Here is an 18,429-nt window from a genome sequence, read left to right as displayed (position 1 = left end):
ACAGTTATCGTTTTGAGCTTTTTGTCATCCTTTCAGTGTGATAGAAAACCCTTGAAATCTAGAAAGGACGAGCATCGGAGGGTAAATTCGTGAGCACCGGCGCACAGTTCTGATTTTTCGACACGCTGTAAAAGAGAGGAATCCACCTCTCCTTTTTTTATGCGGCTTACTTTTTGTATTTCATCACTTGTCCATGTTACATTGGTGTCAATCAAATGATAGGAGGATGAATATGACAACAGCTCAACAGCAGATTCAATTAGCAAGACGTCCGCAAGGGGTGCCCGTTCACGAAGATTTCCGCTTTGAAACGATCCCCGTTCCTGAGCCGAAGCAAGGTGAGGTGCTTGTCAAAACACTCTATGTGTCAGTCGATCCTTACATGCGCGGACGAATGCAAGACACGAAGTCATACGTAGAGCCATTTGCCTTAGACGAAGCGCTGTCAGGCGGTGTCATTGCTGAAGTCGTGTCAGACGGAGATAAGCTGAAACAAGGAGAAATCGTAATCGGAAACCTGAACTGGCAGGAATATTCCGCTGTCACCGAGTCCGCCGTGCGAAAAATTGATACAAGTCTCGCTCCTGCTTCAGCGTATCTCGGCATCCTGGGAATGACCGGTTTGACGGCATATTTCGGCCTGCTGGACATCGGCCGCCCGAAAGAAGGCGAAACTGTGGTTGTCTCCGGAGCTGCAGGGGCTGTCGGTTCCGCTGTCGGACAGATCGCCAAAATCAAGGGAGCACACGTCGTCGGTATCGCAGGCTCTGATGACAAAATTGACTACTTAAAGAATGAACTGCAATTTGACGAAGCGATTAATTACAAAACTGCAGATGATATTCAACAAGCGCTTGCTGACGCTTGTCCGAACGGTGTCGATGTGTATTTTGACAATGTCGGCGGGCCGATTTCAGATGCGGTCATGAACCTCCTCAATGAGTTTGCCCGCATCCCTGTGTGCGGCGCCATTTCTTCCTACAACGCGGAAAACGAAGCGGATGACATGGGCCCTCGCGTCCAATCCAAGCTGATCAAAACGAAGGCGCTGATGCAAGGGTTTATCGTAAGCGACTACGCCGACCGTTTTCCTGAAGGCGCAAAACAGCTGGCGGAATGGCTGAGAGACGGAAAGCTTCATTATGAGGAAACGATTACTGAAGGCTTCGAAAACATTCCGGACGCATTTCTTGGCTTATTTAAAGGAGAAAATAAAGGAAAACAGCTGATCAAAGTCAGTGATCAAAGCTGAGATTATACCAAAAAAAGGAGGGCTTTCCGCCCTCCTTTTATTTTTGAGAATACGTCAATGACGAAGAGTCAAAGTAAAAAATCCATCTTCATCCGGTTCTGTTTCTACCGACGTAAACCCGGCTGCTTTAAAACAGGATAAACTGATTTGATTGTCTTCTTCAATGCAGGCAGCCCATTCACTTACCCTCGCAAAATTGGGATCATCAATTAATTTACGTAATATCGTTTTCCCATAACATTGAAGATGATGCTGAGGATTTACGATCAATCCAATATACGCCTTATCCTCCACGAACTCAATGATGACCACCCCTGCCGGCAGCTGTTGGTCATATGCCATCATGACAGCATTGTTTTCATCATTAATCACTCGGGCGTACCACTGATGTAATGGCAGCATTCCATCCATTCTCTGCCTGACATTCTCATTCTCGAACCACTTTTCAATAATGTTCAGCTCAGACCCCTTCAAAAAACGAAAACTGTCTATCGAAGCCATCTCCTCACCCCGATCCTATTTTCTTTTATTTTACAGAAAAAAGGAAGGGCGATTCCGCCCTTCCTTTTATTTCGTATTCAGGTTACCGCCTGAATAAACAGCTTCAATCAGCTCCACGCCAAGTTTCTTCGCCATTTTCTTCAGCTTTGATTCTTCCATACGTGTGACAAGACTCAGCACGTTCCCTTCTTTTCCAGCCCGTCCTGTTCGTCCTGATCTGTGAACATAGCTGTCTTCATCAGGAATATCGGCGTGGATCACATATGGCAGGTTTTCAATATCCAAACCGCGCGCGGCAATGTCAGTTGCCAAAAGCAGCGGGAACTCGCCCTGCTCAAACGCTTTAATGATCTTCGCCCGCTCCATCTTCTTCGCCTCACTGTGAAGGATGCCAAGGTCGACATGATGGTACGCCAGCTTTTCCGCGTACACACTAAGGTTACCGATATCTCTCACAAACACAAGCGCCTGCATGCCATGAAGCCTTGAAAGCTTTTGCAGCAGCTTCACTTTGTCGCGCTGGTCACAGATGATGTATTGATGCTTCACTTTTCCCGCTTCCGCTTTGCTGCGTTCTACCTTCAAAACCTCGGGCTCTTTCGTCATGTCGCGGAGCACGTCTTCTGTTTCTTTCTTCAGTGTGGCTGAAAAACAAAGAAGCTGGCGGTCTCTTAATGTCGTTTTAATGATTTGCTTGATCGTTTCACGATGCTCCGGCAGGACAAGCTGATCGGTTTCATCAAGTACGATCGTTTTTACTTCATGCATCTTGAGTTTTTTCGCTTGAATCAGCTCAAACACCCTGCCCGGCGTCCCGACGATAATATGCGGATGATTCTTTTTCAGCTTTTCGACCTGCTTCTTCACATTCGCTCCGCCGATTAAGGAAACTGCGCGTAATTCTGATCCCGTTTTCCAGTCCTGAATCACCTGAAAAATCTGCATCACCAGCTCACGTGAAGGTGCTAAAATCACCGCCTGCGGATGCTTCTGATCAGGTTTGATGCGCTCCAATACCGGCAGTGCGTAGGCAAGCGTCTTACCCGTTCCTGTCGGCGATTCTGCGATGACATCCTTACCTTCCATGATGAGTTGGGCCGCCTGCTCCTGTACAGGAGTCGGCTTTTCAAAGCCTGAAGCGTTCCAATTTTCTTTGATAAATGATTGTACATTATGTAAAAATGGCCAAGTTTGCGTCATTTTGTTCTCCTCGATTCTTAAAATCTATTCCATAGTATCTCAAAACAGCGCGCGGAACGCAATTTTTCTTTTTCTTTCCTATGCCTTTCAACAATCGACTTCCTCCTTTATAATCAAAAGGGTGAATATTACACGCCGATTGTGCGTGTTTGATAACGATAGAGGTGTAAACATGAGTATTTTATCTGTAAAGGACTTAAGCCACGGCTTCGGTGACCGGGCCATTTTTAATAATGTATCTTTCCGTCTTTTAAAAGGCGAGCACGTCGGTCTGATCGGCGCGAACGGTGAAGGAAAATCAACCTTCATGAATATTATTACCGGAAAGCTTGAGCCTGATGAAGGAAAAGTCGAATGGTCAAAAAACGTCCGTGTCGGCTATCTGGATCAGCATACTGTGCTTGAAAAAGGAAAATCCATCCGTGATGTGCTGAAAGACGCATTCCATTATTTATTTGCAATGGAAGAAGAAATGAATGAGATTTATAACAAAATGGGCGAAGCAGATCCTGACGAGCTTGAAAAGCTTCTTGAAGACGTCGGTGTGATTCAAGACGCGCTGACGAACAATGATTTTTATGTGATTGATTCCAAGGTAGAAGAAATCGCCCGCGGCCTCGGCTTGAGTGATATCGGACTGGACCGTGACGTTACTGATCTGAGCGGGGGTCAGCGCACAAAAGTGCTTCTCGCCAAGCTGCTTCTGGAAAAACCGGAAATCCTGCTTCTCGATGAGCCGACCAACTACCTTGATGAACAGCATATCGAATGGCTGAAACGCTACCTGCAGGAGTACGAGAATGCGTTCATCTTGATTTCCCATGACATTCCGTTCTTAAACAGTGTCATCAACCTGATTTATCATGTAGAAAATCAGGAGCTGACACGCTATGTCGGCGACTACCATCAGTTTATGGAAGTTTACGAGGTGAAGAAACAGCAGCTTGAAGCGGCCTACAAAAAACAGCAGCAGGAAGTCGCAGAGCTGAAGGATTTTGTTGCCCGCAACAAAGCCCGCGTCAGCACGAGAAACATGGCGATGTCCCGCCAAAAGAAACTCGATAAGATGGATATGATCGAGCTTGCGGCAGAAAAGCCAAAACCGGAATTCCACTTCAAGCCGGCGAGAACGTCAGGCAAGCTGATTTTCGAAACGAAGGATCTCGTGATCGGTTACGATTCCCCGCTCTCCCGTCCGCTGAACCTCCGTATGGAGCGCGGCCAAAAAATCGCCCTTTACGGCGCCAACGGGATCGGGAAAACGACATTGCTGAAAAGCCTGCTTGGCGAAATCCAGCCGCTCGAAGGCTCTGTTGAACGAGGCGAGCACCTCTTTACCGGCTATTTCGAGCAAGAGGTCAAGGAAACAAACAACAATACGTGTATTGAAGAAGTTTGGAGCGAATTCCCTTCGTATACGCAGTATGAAATCCGCGCCGCTCTGGCAAAATGCGGACTGACGACAAAACATATCGAAAGCCGCGTCTCCGTATTAAGCGGAGGCGAAAAAGCGAAGGTCAGATTATGCAAGCTGATCAATTCGGAAACCAACCTGCTAGTGCTCGATGAGCCGACAAACCACTTGGATGTCGACGCGAAGGAAGAGCTCAAGCGTGCGCTCAAAGAATACAAAGGCTCCATTCTTCTTATTTCTCACGAGCCTGATTTCTATATGGACATCGCGACAGAAACATGGAACTGCGAGTCTTGGACGACGAAAGTGCTTTAATGTTACGAAAAAACCCGCCTGGTGAAGGGCGGGTTTTTTACTGCCATTTTTTCTGAACGATTCTCAAAAGCTCTCTGTCTTTTAAAATGAGCTGCAATGGCGATGTGAATTCACACTCTCATTTTAAAAATCATTCAAAAAAACATTTTCACAAAATTATTTACATTAACAATGAACCCGAGTAACTGTCCTGTTGCTATCATAATACGAAATATAAGTTTTGGTTTTGGTTTATCAGGTTTAGGTTTGTAAAGGCGAAGAGCAGATTTACCGATAAAAAGAAAACCAAACGCAATAATAAATAAAGCTATAAGATTCGGGAAACCATTAAAAATATCTTTTAGGATAATTGGTATTATAGTAACCCCCAACCCTATGCACATCTCTAGCGCACCATCGTTAAGGGTTACTTTACTTAATTCGACTCCTAGTCCACAAATACCAAAAACCAAAAATATCATCGATAGAAGTTTCATTGCGGTTTCATTACCGAAAGTATCCCAAGAAAAATATAAAACGCAACCTATCAGGATACTAACAGCTGCTAAAACAAAGCCGAAAAATTTATCATCATCTTGCTGAACTGTTTTTGGATTCGTCTCCATCTTACAATATGCACCTCATATGTTTTTTTGTAGTATATCAGATGAAGGTCATAAAGTTAATATTATCTTACCATCTGATACATCAATTAAAATTACCAGAAGGTGGTGCACTCTGTAAATACAATAAACATTGAGTAATAGTTAGATGACAACCTACTAGTTACGTTCGGATAGGACTTAAGAGAAACTGAATGTAAGATATGCTCGTGGGTTTTCCATATGTGAAAGAACTGACTGATTAAATAATCCTCACTTAAATCGGAGCTCAATATATGCATTTTTAAAAATTTGGGGCTATGTCACCACAAAATCGTTTTGTACCAGTGAATCTCTCTGGCGAAGACCAACGCGATGATAAAGTCTCTCTGAATCTCCTGAAAAATACTATAATTCCCCATTCTGATGGAAAGATTAAGCAAATAAAAAAAGACACTGCACCTTAGCAGTGTCTTTCCTTATTAATGTCCTGCCTTAATTCCGGCAAGATGTTTACGACCCAGCAGAAGCACAAGCATACCGACGAGAACAACAATTCCGCCAACTGTATACGGCGCGCTTGCTGTGAAGTGTTCTGACAGCATTCCCGCAATCCACGGAGCGATCGCGCCGCCGATGAAGCGGACTGAGCTGTAGGCTGAAGAAGCGATTGAACGTTCAACCGGTGCAGAGCCCATGACAGCTGTTGTCATGATCGTGTTGACCATACCAAGGACAGCACCGGCCACAACGATACATGTAATAATCAACGCCTGATGCTCTGTCCAGATGCCCATGATGATCAGAATGACCGCAAAGGCGATAAAGAGAACAACCAAGGAACGCACTGTACCCAGCGCTTTGTGCACGATCGGCGCCGTAAAGACTGACGTAATCGCCAGCAGAAGTCCCCAGCCAAAGAAAACATATCCAAGGCCGTGTTCATCTAAATCCAGAACGAACGGAGAATAAGCGAGCAAAATAAAAAATCCAAAGTTGTATAAGAAAGCCGATACCGCCATTGTCAAAAGGCCTTTATATTTGAGTGCCTTCATGGCGTCAAATACCCCAACGCGCTTCGCCGGTTTAGGCAATGTCGGCAGCATCAAGGAAATGGCGATTAACGCAATAAACATCAGGACAGATACCCCGAAGAACGGCGCACGCCATGAAATGCTTCCAAGCTCTCCGCCTGCAAGCGGTCCGACGGAAATCCCCAGTCCGAGCGCCGCCTCATACAAAATAATCGCTTGAGCGCTGCCGCCGACAGACACGCCGACAATGACCGCAAGCGCTGTTGAAATAAATAACGCATTACCTAGTCCCCAGCCGCCGCGATAGCCGACAAGCTGAGCAATTGAGCTTGAACTTCCGCCAAGCGCTGCAAAGATAATAATAAAAATAAGTCCGAGAATTAATGTCCATTTTGCACCGATCCTGCTGGAAATGGCTCCTGAGAAAAACATCATAAATCCGGTAACGAGCAAATAACTTGTAAATAAGAGTGATACTTCACTAGGTGAAGCATGTAATTGTGCGGCAATCGCCGGAAGAATAGGATCGACCAACCCGATTCCCATAAAGGAAATCACACAGGCAAACGCGACAGCCCATACAGCTTTCGGCTGACTGAGCAAGCCCGTTTTCTGATTTACTTGTTTTGTCTTATCCATTTGACCTAACCTCCATCTTTATTCCATTAAAAGAAACGCTACAAAAATAGCGTTTGGCAAACTTTTCATTCGATTGATTGAATGGCACGCTCCGCTTTATCTTTCATGCCGTGCAGACGTTCCTTAAAGCTTTGGAATGTGCGGATTTTTTCATCAATCAAATTCAGCTGGTGATTCAGCGTTTCCTGAATTTCCTCCAGCTTCTCTTTCCGTTCCTTTGGATCCAGTGACAACAAATACCCCTCTTTGTTTAACTCTAGCTGGCGGCTGGTTTCCATGAAATGCTGAAGCTCCTGAAGGGAAAAGCCAAGCACTTCCTTTGTGCTGATCACTTTCTCAAGCTCTTCCATATCGTCCTCTGAATAAAGTCTTACGCCGCCGTCCGTCCGTTTCGGTGCTGGAATTAAGCCGATTTCTTCATAAAACCGAATGGTCCGCTTTGTCAGCCCGCTTCTTTTGGCAACTTGATCAATCTTCATCCATTCCAAGGTAAATCCCCCTTCGCCGTTTCTGTAACCATTATACACCTTTTACACCTTAACGTAAACGTTAAGTTTTGAAATGCAATAAAAAAGACGAGTACGTAAAGCACCCGTCCTTCATTAGCCTATTTTTAAGCTAAGCTCCCTGTCACTGACAAAGACTGCTTTTGCATGCTTTCAGAAAGCAATCGATACGCAATGACTTTCTTCTTATACTGTTTCACGACGTCGATATGGTCGTCGTAGCTGTATACATACAGCTTTACATCTTTTTTGCCTTTTTTCGTATCTATCACAAGCGGTGTTCCGCCGTTTTCAGGGTATAAATAACGCTCTTCGTCGCCTGGGTAAATATAATATTTCTCCAGGAAGACAGCTTCGTTAAATTGATCAATCATGTTCCTTTTTTCTTCACCCTCGAGACGTTTTCCATCTACAGAGAGAACAGCATCTTCGTTGTTCACCTTGGCGTGCACCTCGAATTTGCTAAGCAGCCATTCTATGACGCCTGTTGGAAGGCAGGTTAAAACGATTTTCACCAGACTCATGAGGATTAACATCACGATAGCCCATGTCATACTTCATCATCTCCGTTAGTTTTCCATGTGCCGCTGACACACAATTCCATCCTATCATAAGCTGGCCGTTTCGTTTTTGTACATTATGTGAAAAAAAGTGCGGCCTGCAGTAGGCCGCACTTTTTTAGCTTTCCAGCTCTTCTATCATGAGGGACAATTCTGTCCAGCGATCCATCGCTGCCTCAAGCTCTTCCGCTGTTTTTGCCTGCTCGGCCATCAGCTCTTGAATTTTCCCGAAATCACTGCCCGCCGCGGCGATATCCGCTTCGAGCTGTTCATGCTTTTCTTCAAGCTCGGCAATTTTATCTTCAATGCCGTCCCATTCAAGCTGATCTTTGTAAGAAAGCTTTTTCCGTTTTTTCTTCGGTTCCGCTTCAGTTGTTTTGACTTCAGCTGCGGGTTTTTCGGTCATTTTTCTTGCTTTGGCCTGCTCCATATAGTCACTGTAGGAGCCTTGGAAGCGAGAAATCACGCCATTTCCTTCAAAGACAATCAAACGGTCTACGACGCGGTCAAGGAAGTAGCGGTCATGGGATACGGTGATGACAACGCCAGGGAACTGTTCAATATAATCCTCAAGCACGCTTAACGTTTCTGTATCCAAGTCGTTCGTCGGCTCATCGAGAAACAGCACATTCGGCTCCTGCATCAGAACCTGAAGCAAGTATAAGCGCCGCTTTTCTCCGCCGGACAGCTTGCGGATATAGGTTTGCTGCATGGAGCGCGGGAAGAGGAAGCGCTCAAGCATTTGTTCAGCGGTGACGATATCGCCGTCCTCTGTTTTCACGACTTCCGCTGTTTCTTTAATGTATTCAATCACCTTCAGCTCACCGTTCATTTCACTGTGATCCTGGGTATAGTAGCCGATTCGTACTGTCTGGCCGATCGTAATATGGCCGCCGTCAGGAGTGATTCGTCCGGCAAGGCTGTTTAACAGCGTTGTTTTTCCGATGCCGTTCGGCCCGATGATCCCGATTCGTTCACCCGGTATGACCAGTTCATTGAATCGATCGACGAGTACGTTTCCTCCATAAGCGATCATCACGTTCTCCGCTTCGATTACTTGCTTTCCAAGGCGGTGGGAGCCAATCGCAAAGTCGAGCGAGCCGGCTGACTGAGGGCCCTTCTGCTCCTTAAGCGACTCTACCCTGCCGATTCTCGCCTTTTGTTTTGTGGAGCGTGCTTTCGCTCCGCGTCTGAGCCAGGCCAGTTCACGGCGCAGCAGATTTTGCCGCTTCGTTTCTTTTTGCTCAGCCTGCGCTTCCCGTTCCGCGCGCTTTTCCAAAAAGACTTCATAGTTGCCTTTGTAGGTATAAAGACTGCCCCGTTCAAGCTCATAAATGCGGTTTGTCACGCGGTTTAAGAAGTACCTGTCGTGCGTCACCAGCATGACGGCGCCTGGATATTGCGCCAAATACCCTTCAAGCCATTCAATCGTTTCATTATCCAAATGGTTCGTCGGCTCGTCTAAAATCAGAAGATCAGCGGGTTGAATTAAGTTTTTCGCAATCGCCACCCGTTTTTTCTGTCCGCCTGAGAGCTCGTTCACAGGCTTTGTCACGTCAGTTACTCCCAGCTTCGATAACACCGTTTTCGCCAAGGTATTCGCATCCCACGCGTTGTTTGCATCCATTTTCGCCTGCGCCGCCAGCAGGTGTTTCTGGCGTTTTTCATCTTCCGGGTCTTCTCCCAGCTCATAGAGCGCCTTTTCGTATTCACGGAGCGTTCTCATGACAGCCGATTCACCTGAATAAATATGCTCCAGAATAGTTTGTCCAGCAGGCAGCTGCGGGTCCTGATGAAGAAATTCAACATGCACGCTGCCGGATTTGGCGATGTCGCCTTCTTCAACAGATTCCAAGCCGGCAATCACTTTCAGCAGCGTTGATTTTCCGGTGCCGTTCGGCCCGATTAATCCGATTCTCTCATTCTCTTCAATATGAAAGGAGATATGGTCAAATAACGTCTTATCTCCGTATGTTTTGTAAAGGTTCTCCGCTTTTAATATGCTCATGGTTCCTATCAATCCTCACGTAAGTTCATGTGTACATTTTAAATCAGCCGCTGGAATAAAACTAGTAAAAGAGCAGACAAATTTCATGGAAGTACCGGACAGAAAAAAAGACCGGGGACTCTGTCCCCAGTCTCTTACTCTTCTTCAAGCGCTTTTTCTGCCATTTTAGCGAGATGCTGCGCACTGCCTGAGATCTCCTGCATCGTGGCGGAAATCTGTTCAACAGCAGCAGCTTGTCCGTCAGTATGCTGATTAATCGATTCAATCGATTCTTCTAGCCCTTTTAACAGGCTGTGGATTTTTTTCGTGATCTGATCGATCTGGCCGACATTTTCTTTCGAATGCGTCGCAAGCTTTCTGATTTCATCGGCTACGACAGAAAAGCCTTTTCCGGACTCCCCTGCCCGTGCGGCTTCAATCGCAGCATTTAAACCGAGCAGATTGCTCTGATCAGAAATGCCTTTCACGGTTACTGAAATATCGGCGATTTCTCCCGCGCTTTCGCTTACCTTTTTCGCTTGTGAGGAAATGCCCGACATTTGCGATGAGAATCCGTTAATGGAGTCAGATATATCGGAAATGGCCGCAGCCGTTTGTTCAACAACTGCCGATAAGCTTTCCGCTACATCATGAAGCTTAGAGGACTCCTCAAGGCTCGTGCCGAGGCCCACTCCTCCAATCACTCTTCCGTTCTGGTCATGAAGCGGGATGGCGCGTGCGATCAATGGGAAACCGAACAATTCCTTCGGCACCATGCTCGTTTTTTTCTGATTGCTGCGGATCGCGTCTGTGATGATATCTCCTTCTTGCAGCGGATCTCCGGCTTTTACGTTAAGGGAGAAGGTTTTTGCCGGAATATTGACCAGCAATTTCTCTGTATCATAAATGCCGATTGTAATATCATCCTGAACCAGGCTGTTTAAATAAGGGGCTACTTTTACAAATGCGTCTAGAAGATCTGCTGTTTCATTTTCCGTTCTTATGCTCAATTCCAATCACTCCTTTTATTAGTAAGGGAAGCTGCGTTTTTCGTGCTGAACTGAAATCCATTTCAGTGTCGTAAATTCTTCAAGACTCCATTCGCCATTTAATCGGCCGAGGCCAGATTGCTTTTCACCGCCGAATGCCACATTCGGTTCATCATTAATCGTCGTGTCATTCACGTGAATCATGCCTGTTTCAATGCGTTTCGCAAAAGCCACACCGCGTTCAAGGTTGGAGGTATGTACGGCTCCGCTTAAGCCAAACGGGGTATCGTTTGCAATATCTACCGCTTCGTCTTCTGAATCAAATGTCATGAAGGAGACGACTGGCCCGAACAGCTCTTCCTTGGCAATGCTCATAAACGGTTTCACGTCTTTTAAGATGGTCGGCTCCACGATCGTTCCGTTAAATCCGCCTAGCTTCACCGGAACAGCTCCTTCTTCAATCGCTTTCTCAACAGATTTCATTAAACCGTCAGTCTGCCTGCTGTTGATTAAAGGCCCGATAATCGTATCAGGGTCCATCGGGTCACCAACTTTCAGCGATTCCACTTTTGCCTGATACAGCTCAAGGAATTGATCATAAATTGATGAGTGAACCAGTACGCGATTGGCTGACATACAAATCTGTCCTTGATGGGTAAATCTGCTGAACACTGCCGCATTGACTGCATATTCGATATCCGCATCTTCAAGCACGATAAAGGCGCTGTTTCCGCCAAGCTCAAGAAGCGGCTTTTTAAAGTGCTTCATCGCAAGCTGGCCGATGTAGCTGCCCACTTTCGTAGAGCCTGTAAATGAGATGATCCGCGGCACCGGGTGTTCGACAAAGCTGTCACCGATTTCTTCGATGTCAGTGACAACAACATTCAGCAGTCCTTCCGGAACGCCCGCATTTTCAAAAATCTTCGCAATCAGCGTACCGCCGCAAATCGGTGTTTCTTCGTGCGGCTTCAAAACGACGCCATTGCCTGCTCCCAGTGCCGGGGCTACTGATTTCATAGATAAAAAGAATGGGAAGTTAAAAGGACTGATGACACCGACAACGCCTGCCGGCACTCGATATAATCTGTTTTCCTTGCCGTCTATTGTAGAAGGAAGGATTTTCCCTTCCATGCGGACAGGGAACGTCGCCGCTTCTTTGATGATGTTTTTCACGAGTCCGATTTCAAAAGCTGCTTTCAGCCTTGTTCCACCCAGCTCTTCCATAATCAAATAAATGATGGCTTCTTCATTCTCTTCAATATACGTAACGGCTTTTTCTAAGATTGCTCTTTTCTCGAATGGGTTGACCGCATCCCATTTTTTCTTTGCCAAAGCCGCCGCCCGGTACGCTTCATCTACATCATCAGCTGTCGCTTTTTGAAAGGATGTGATTGTTTTTTGAGTATAAGGATTTTTGTTTTCCAATACATTTGGGCTGCTGCCCTCCTGCCATTTTCCGCTAATAAATTGTTTGTTTAATTCTTCATATTGAAACATGGTCAGCATCTCCTTTTTACCAGCAAATCAAAATATGGCCAATCTATCATTTCTATCGGTTCACCATCAGCAAAATTCAATATCCCCTTTGTAAAAATTACTATATTATGATACGACAACGCTTTTTAGCTTCTATCGTTTAAAGCAGAAAAATATATGATTGACTGTGTCAAATTTCGACAATATAATACAACAAGAAATGTATATAATGATTAGAATATTTTGAAATCTTCAGGAGGAACTTTTCATGAGTTCATTATTTAGGAAAAAACCGCTTGAAACATTAAATGCGCAGAGCCAATCCAACAGCCTCGCTCGCACTTTAAGCGCATTTGATTTAACACTTCTCGGTATCGGGTGTGTCATCGGCACTGGGATCTTCGTTATTACAGGAACAGTGGCCGCGACCGGTGCCGGTCCCGCCCTGATCTTATCGTTTATTTTAGCGGGCCTTGCCTGTGCGCTTGCCGCCTTCTGTTATGCTGAGTTTTCGTCTTCGATACCAATCTCGGGAAGCGTGTACTCATACTCCTATATCACACTTGGAGAGCTGCTCGCCTTTTTAATCGGTTGGGATCTCATGCTTGAATATGTCATTGCGCTGTCGGCGGTTGCCACGGGCTGGTCGTCATACTTTCAATCGCTGCTCGCCGGCTTTAATATTCATATTCCAGCTGCTCTGACAGGAGCTCCGGGAAGCTCGCCGGGCGCCGTGTTTAACCTTCCGGCTGCGGTCATTATTCTCATCATCACTGCAATTGTCAGCAGAGGTGTCAAAGAAAGTACACGCTTCAACAACGTGATCGTGCTGATGAAAATCGGAATTATTTTATTGTTCATTATTGTCGGCTTCGGTTATGTCAAACCGGATAACTGGACTCCTTTTATGCCGTTTGGAATGAAAGGCGTCATTGTCAGCGCGGCAACGGTTTTCTTCGCGTATCTCGGATTTGACGCAGTTTCCAACGCTTCAGAAGAAGTGAAGCATCCGCAAAAAAATATGCCGATCGGCATCATTTCAGCTCTGGCCGTCTGCACCATTTTGTACATCACGGTATCGCTTGTTTTAACAGGTATGATGCCTTATGCCAAATTAAATGTCGGTGATCCGGTGTCCTTTGCGCTTAAATTCGTCGGCCAGGATGCGGTTGCGGGAATTATTTCTGTCGGCGCTATCATCGGAATCACAACAGTGATGCTCGCATTGCTGTATGCCCAGGTCCGTTTAACCTTTGCCATGAGCAGAGACGGTCTTTTGCCGGGATTGTTCGCAAAGATTCATCCGTCATTCAAAACGCCGTTCCGCAACACATGGCTGACAGGAATCGTCGCGGCGGGAATCGCAGGATTTATTAATCTTGGCACACTTGCGCACCTTGTAAACATGGGAACGCTTGCGGCATTTACAGTCATTTCGATCGCTGTTATTGTGTTAAGAAAGAAACACCCGGAAATCAAAGCTTCCTTCAGGGTGCCGTTCGTTCCGGTTGTGCCAATCATCAGCGCTGGAATATGCCTTTGGTTTATGTACAGCCTTCCAGGCATCACATGGCTTTCATTTGTCATCTGGATCGCCGTCGGAACGATCGTTTATTTCCTTTATGCAAAAAAACACAGCTTATTAAACAAATAATTGTAAGCCGTCGGTGCGGACATTTCAAACGTCCAATCCGCCGGCTTTTTTCGTTTTTGCGTGTGCTATACTTTGAGTATACATACAGAAAGGAAGACCAGCCTTGAAACCATACCGCACTTTATTATTTGATGTAGATAATACCATTTTGGATTTTACAGCGGCAGAAAAATTAGCGCTGCGCCTGCTGTTTGAAGATCAGAACATTCCGCTTACCGATGAAATGGAATCCCGTTATCAAACAATTAATCAAGGCCTCTGGAGAGCCTTTGAAGGCGGAAACATGACTCGCGATGAAGTGATGACCACCCGCTTTTCCGCTTTGTTCAAGGAATATGGCTATGAAGCAGACGGAGTGCTGCTAGACCAGAAATATCGCCGTTTTCTTGAAGAAGGGCACCAGCTTATGGACGGAGCCTTTGATCTCATCGCAAAACTGGAACAGCATTTTGATTTGTATATCGTGACAAACGGCGTTTCCAGTACTCAGTATAAGCGTCTCAGAGATTCAGAATTATTTCCGTTCTTCAAGGACATTTTCGTTTCTGAAGACACAGGTTTTCAAAAGCCGATGAAAGAGTACTTCGACTATGTGTTTGAACGGATTCCCCATTTTTCAGCGGAGCACACTTTAATCATCGGCGATTCGCTGACAGCGGACATCAAAGGCGGACAGCTCGCGGGAATTGATACGTGCTGGCTTAGCCCTGACATGAATCTCACTGAAACAGAGGTTGTGCCAACGTACCACATTCGTAAGCTTGAAGAGCTATATCATATTCTGAAAATCGAAAACACAATCATCAACTGTTAATGTTTTTTGGCCGGCGGGCGCTGCGTCTTTCCAGAAGGCGTCTTTTTTCCCTTGATAAATCCTTCACCTTATGAATAATATGGTGGTATGCACTGGTGATATATGTTAGGAGGAGAATCATTTGGCTATTGCCGCCCCGCTGAAGGAAAAACCTGTTCAAAAACCCGGCACCACCGTGTATCCGATTTTGTTTATCATCGGAATCTGCCACATGCTCAACGATTCGCTTCAGGCTGTGATTCCGGCCATGTTCCCGATTTTGGAACGCTCCATGAGTTTGACATTCACACAGCTTGGCATCATCGCTTTTACGTTAAACATGGTGTCATCCGTCATGCAGCCTGTCGTCGGCTGGTATACGGATAAACGGCCGCGGCCGTACGCCCTGCCGATCGGGCTGACTGCCAGCATGCTCGGCATATTGGGCCTTGCATTTGCCCCGTCATTTGTGACGATCTTGTGCTGTGTGTTTTTCATCGGATTAGGCTCCGCTATTTTTCATCCGGAAGGCTCCCGTGTGGCTTATATGGCCGCCGGCACAAAACGCGGGCTTGCCCAGTCCATTTATCAGGTCGGAGGAAACTCAGGCCAAGCGATGGCGCCCCTGATTACCGCGCTGATCCTTGTTCCGCTCGGACAATTCGGTGCTGTCTGGTTTACACTTGTAGCCGCGCTCGCCGTTATGTTTCTGCTTTATATTGCAAAATGGTACGCCGCTCGGCTCGGCAGTCTTGCACAGAAGCAGGGCACCCAAAAGAAAGCCGCTGAACAAAACTCGTCTGTCACCAAGTCCGTTATAACCGCTCTTATTATTATTATCTTTTTGATTTTCGCGCGTTCTTGGTATACGAGTGCGATTGGCAACTTTTACACGTTTTACGCGATGGATACATATCACGTAAGCATTCAGCAGGCTCAGAGCTATATTTTCGTCTTTTTGCTGTTTGGCGCTGTCGGAACCTTTCTCGGCGGCCCGCTCGCAGACCGTTTTGGAAAACGAGTTGTCATTCTCGGCTCGCTGCTGTGCTCAGCGCCGCTGGCGATTCTGCTTCCATTTGCCGGACCGGTTCTGGCCTATGGCGTACTCGCTTTGATCGGCTTGGTTCTCATGTCGAGCTTTTCCGTAACGGTTGTGTATGCACAGGAGCTTGTCCCCGGAAAGATCGGCACGATGTCCGGTTTAACCGTCGGCCTCGCCTTCGGTATGGGAGCAATCGGCGCTGTGGCGCTTGGCGCTCTCATTGATGCTGCGGGACTGACCCCGACCATGATTGCCATTGCGTTTCTCCCGATTCTTGGCATCCTTGCGTTTCTTTTGCCGAGTGATCAGAAACTGAGAGAATGGCATAGCTGAAAAAACCCCTGCCGCCTGGCAGGGGTTTTTTAATCAAGCTGTATAAAATGAGTGTCCGGCACCGCGTGCTTCGGGATAAAGCCGTCCGCAAAGTCCGGAAATGCCGTCTGTATTTCGTCAATCCACCTTTTCAGGTTTAACACATACGGCATATAAATCATTTCAATTGTCGCTTCGTCTTCAATGCGGTAATACCAGCAAAGATTAAATTCGTTCTCCGTCACCAATGTGAATCCGGAGAAATGATAGAAAATCAGCGGCGTTTCATCTAGATAAACGCGGCCGTCCTTTTGAGTCACCTTATAGTTTTCTATATTCCAAAGCGCCGTATTGGCTCCGGTTGATTTGACAACATGCACACCCTGATAATGCGCCGGCCACTTCTCCACATACCTTTGATCGCCGTACGTCTTTCTTTTCGTATTCATTTCCACCGTGCAATATTCAATGCAATCCTGTCTCCACTGCCACACCGCTTTATAGGCTTCTTCCGTATTCCGGGCGCCGACAAAGCCTGTGTTAAAACGCCCGGTCCGCTCATAATAAGACATGAACCGCGGCGAGTTGCGGTGATCAGTCAAATACAGTGAAGCCGCCGGATTTTCGGCAAAAATACGCGCTGGATCAGAAAAGAAAAACAGATCGGTATCCATATGGGCATAATATTCGGCGTCATCCCACTGACTCATGACATGGAACAAAAATGCGGGCTTCAGTGTCCAGCAATACTCATGGAACGTTCTATTGCTTTTCGCTTCCAATAGCTCCGGATCTTCCATTTCATGAAGCTGCACAAAGGTGACATGCTCCCATGGCACGTGCTGTAGCAATTCATATGCCTTCTGATCAACACACAGCACATATAAATGAAAATCATCGCAATGCTCATGGAGGGAATGAATCATAGGCATCAGTTTAAAGATGTGCGTCCTTGACACTATTGTTGAAAAATGAAATTGACTCACCATACCACATCCATTTATCTAAGATCCACGTGCAGTAAATCATTGACAAGCGCATACAGTGCATTGGCAAAATCGTTCACGCCAAGCTTCTTCTTCGCTTTTGGCAGAAGCTTTTGAACGGCTTGCAAATCAAAGCTTTTCGCAGTCACCCGCGGTGTTTTTTTCTGCCAATCCGGGTCCAGATTGCGATCCTTCACGACATGGAGCAGCTCAAGAAACAGATGCAGCAGCATGTCGTATTTCTTCGAGTCCAGCAGCTTATGAATATCATCCATGATCCTGTTGGTCATGTCCGGAGGGAATGGGCCGTTAAAGGCAAGATGAACGTCTAATGACTGAATGTTGTTATATTTGTCGCACATATAGGCAATGTTTGCTCTGATATCGTCTACTGACTGACAATTGCTCGGGTGCTCCTGATGAACGCTGACAATATCGCGGTGCAGCCTGAACGTGAGTCCGGCCTGATGGAGCCTGATCCCAAGATCATAATCCTCAAACCCGTACCGCACAATGCCTTCGTCAAACAAACCGAGATCAGCCACATGCTTTCGTTTTACTGATGAATTGTTTGTGATAAAAAAACGCCACGGCATATGGTAGCCCTTTAAGTCATCGCCGTATTCATCCAGTATCCGCTTCAGCACGTCAATAAAATCGGTATCAAGGTCAAAGCTTTGATCCAGAAAGCTTTCGTTTTTGATATCCGCTTCCGCCAGAAGCTTTTGTTTGTCTTTTTTCGGCATTTCATCATATAATTTTGCGAGCTGCTTCTTATGTTCATCTTCAAAGCGCTCATAATAATAGCTGTAGATCCTTTTCCAAAATAAACCGCACACGACAAGATTCTCTTCGTTTTCATGCGCTTTGATATGCTTTGCCACAAGATCCTTGGCAGCAAGCATATCGCTGTCATGGAATATCAGAATATCTCCTCTGGCATTGCGGACCGCCTGATTTCTTCCGTATGCAATGCCCCTGTTTTCTTTAATCCGTACAAAAATCAGCGGAAAGTCCGCTTGAAACGATTTGAGCATCGAGAGCGTCCCGTCCTCAGAGCCATTATCTGCTACGATGACCTCAAACTCTTCATCGCACTCCTGCTGGTTTAAAGACAGAAGGCTGTTATAGAGGCGCTCCTTTGAATTATATGCAGGAATAATAACGCTTGCTTTCACTTCATTTTCA

15 protein-coding genes and 1 pseudogene are annotated in these 18,429 nt (G+C 46.2%); 5 read left to right on the top strand and 11 right to left on the bottom strand.

What is annotated here, in order from left to right; translation table 11 throughout:
- Window positions 1-232 precede the first annotated feature (232 nt).
- Window positions 233-1,252 (top strand): NADP-dependent oxidoreductase, encoded by a 1,020-nt coding sequence (locus CJU60_RS17050; protein WP_095714406.1) that lies wholly within the window; start codon window positions 233-235, stop codon window positions 1,250-1,252.
- Between the two features lie 54 nt (window positions 1,253-1,306).
- Here CJU60_RS17050 and CJU60_RS17045 read toward each other — a convergent pair whose 3' ends face one another.
- Together CJU60_RS17045 and CJU60_RS17040 are read right to left on the bottom strand one after the other, a co-directional pair.
- Window positions 1,307-1,753 (bottom strand): GNAT family N-acetyltransferase, encoded by a 447-nt coding sequence (locus CJU60_RS17045; protein ID WP_095714405.1) that lies wholly within the window; start codon window positions 1,751-1,753, stop codon window positions 1,307-1,309.
- A gap of 66 nt (window positions 1,754-1,819) precedes the next feature.
- On the bottom strand, window positions 1,820-2,953 hold the full coding sequence (locus CJU60_RS17040) for a DEAD/DEAH box helicase (RefSeq protein WP_095714404.1): 1,134 nt from the start codon (window positions 2,951-2,953) through the stop codon (window positions 1,820-1,822).
- Between the two features lie 172 nt (window positions 2,954-3,125).
- On the opposite strand from CJU60_RS17040, the gene CJU60_RS17035 reads away from it, so the two are divergent.
- Window positions 3,126-4,682 carry an ABC-F family ATP-binding cassette domain-containing protein gene (locus CJU60_RS17035; protein WP_010333348.1) on the top strand — a complete coding sequence of 519 codons (1,557 nt, stop codon included), beginning with the start codon at window positions 3,126-3,128 and terminating at the stop codon, window positions 4,680-4,682.
- A gap of 134 nt (window positions 4,683-4,816) precedes the next feature.
- Here CJU60_RS17035 and CJU60_RS17030 read toward each other — a convergent pair whose 3' ends face one another.
- The 7 genes and pseudogenes from CJU60_RS17030 to yfmT form a co-directional block, all read right to left on the bottom strand.
- Window positions 4,817-5,287, bottom strand: coding sequence for a hypothetical protein (locus tag CJU60_RS17030; protein ID WP_095714403.1), 471 nt, complete (start codon window positions 5,285-5,287; stop codon window positions 4,817-4,819).
- 458 nt (window positions 5,288-5,745) lie between these two features.
- Entirely contained in the window at window positions 5,746-6,936 is a 1,191-nt protein-coding gene (locus tag CJU60_RS17025; RefSeq protein WP_095714402.1) for an MFS transporter, read from the bottom strand.
- Between the two features lie 65 nt (window positions 6,937-7,001).
- Window positions 7,002-7,424, bottom strand: a complete 423-nt coding sequence (locus CJU60_RS17020) for a MerR family transcriptional regulator (protein WP_095714401.1) — start codon at window positions 7,422-7,424, stop codon at window positions 7,002-7,004.
- 125 nt (window positions 7,425-7,549) lie between these two features.
- Window positions 7,550-7,996 (bottom strand): YfmQ family protein, encoded by a 447-nt coding sequence (locus CJU60_RS17015; protein WP_010333343.1) that lies wholly within the window; start codon window positions 7,994-7,996, stop codon window positions 7,550-7,552.
- Window positions 7,997-8,120: 124 nt separating this feature from the next.
- The gene (locus CJU60_RS17010; RefSeq protein WP_095714400.1) at window positions 8,121-10,010 is read right to left on the bottom strand and encodes an ABC-F family ATP-binding cassette domain-containing protein; all 1,890 of its coding nucleotides are present in this window, start codon (window positions 10,008-10,010) and stop codon (window positions 8,121-8,123) included.
- Between the two features lie 134 nt (window positions 10,011-10,144).
- A pseudogene (locus CJU60_RS22215) lies at window positions 10,145-10,510 on the bottom strand (methyl-accepting chemotaxis protein); the annotation flags it as partial.
- A gap of 507 nt (window positions 10,511-11,017) precedes the next feature.
- On the bottom strand, window positions 11,018-12,475 hold the full coding sequence (gene yfmT / locus CJU60_RS17000) for a benzaldehyde dehydrogenase (RefSeq protein ID WP_095714399.1): 1,458 nt from the start codon (window positions 12,473-12,475) through the stop codon (window positions 11,018-11,020).
- Between the two features lie 247 nt (window positions 12,476-12,722).
- On the opposite strand from yfmT, the gene bcaP reads away from it, so the two are divergent.
- The 3 genes from bcaP (at window position 12,723) to CJU60_RS16985 (ending at window position 16,276) form a co-directional block, all read left to right on the top strand.
- On the top strand, window positions 12,723-14,108 hold the full coding sequence (bcaP, locus tag CJU60_RS16995; RefSeq protein WP_095714398.1) for a branched-chain amino acid transporter BcaP: 1,386 nt from the start codon (window positions 12,723-12,725) through the stop codon (window positions 14,106-14,108).
- A gap of 103 nt (window positions 14,109-14,211) precedes the next feature.
- The gene (locus CJU60_RS16990; protein WP_095714397.1) at window positions 14,212-14,922 is read left to right on the top strand and encodes a YjjG family noncanonical pyrimidine nucleotidase; all 711 of its coding nucleotides are present in this window, start codon (window positions 14,212-14,214) and stop codon (window positions 14,920-14,922) included.
- A gap of 121 nt (window positions 14,923-15,043) precedes the next feature.
- On the top strand, window positions 15,044-16,276 hold the full coding sequence (locus tag CJU60_RS16985) for an MFS transporter (protein ID WP_059293863.1): 1,233 nt from the start codon (window positions 15,044-15,046) through the stop codon (window positions 16,274-16,276).
- Window positions 16,277-16,305: 29 nt separating this feature from the next.
- Here CJU60_RS16985 and CJU60_RS16980 read toward each other — a convergent pair whose 3' ends face one another.
- Together CJU60_RS16980 and CJU60_RS16975 are read right to left on the bottom strand one after the other, a co-directional pair.
- Window positions 16,306-17,241, bottom strand: a complete 936-nt coding sequence (locus tag CJU60_RS16980) for a glycosyltransferase family protein (RefSeq protein WP_095714396.1) — start codon at window positions 17,239-17,241, stop codon at window positions 16,306-16,308.
- A gap of 14 nt (window positions 17,242-17,255) precedes the next feature.
- Entirely contained in the window at window positions 17,256-18,419 is a 1,164-nt protein-coding gene (locus tag CJU60_RS16975; protein ID WP_095714395.1) for a glycosyltransferase family 2 protein, read from the bottom strand.
- Window positions 18,420-18,429 lie beyond the last annotated feature (10 nt).

Origin of the sequence: Bacillus sp. 7705b, from assembly GCF_002289525.1 — a bacterium.
GTDB classification, from domain to species: Bacteria; Bacillota; Bacilli; order Bacillales; family Bacillaceae; genus Bacillus; species Bacillus halotolerans.
Note: the sequence above shows the minus strand (reverse complement) of the source record. Positions and strands in the feature narration are given on the sequence as shown.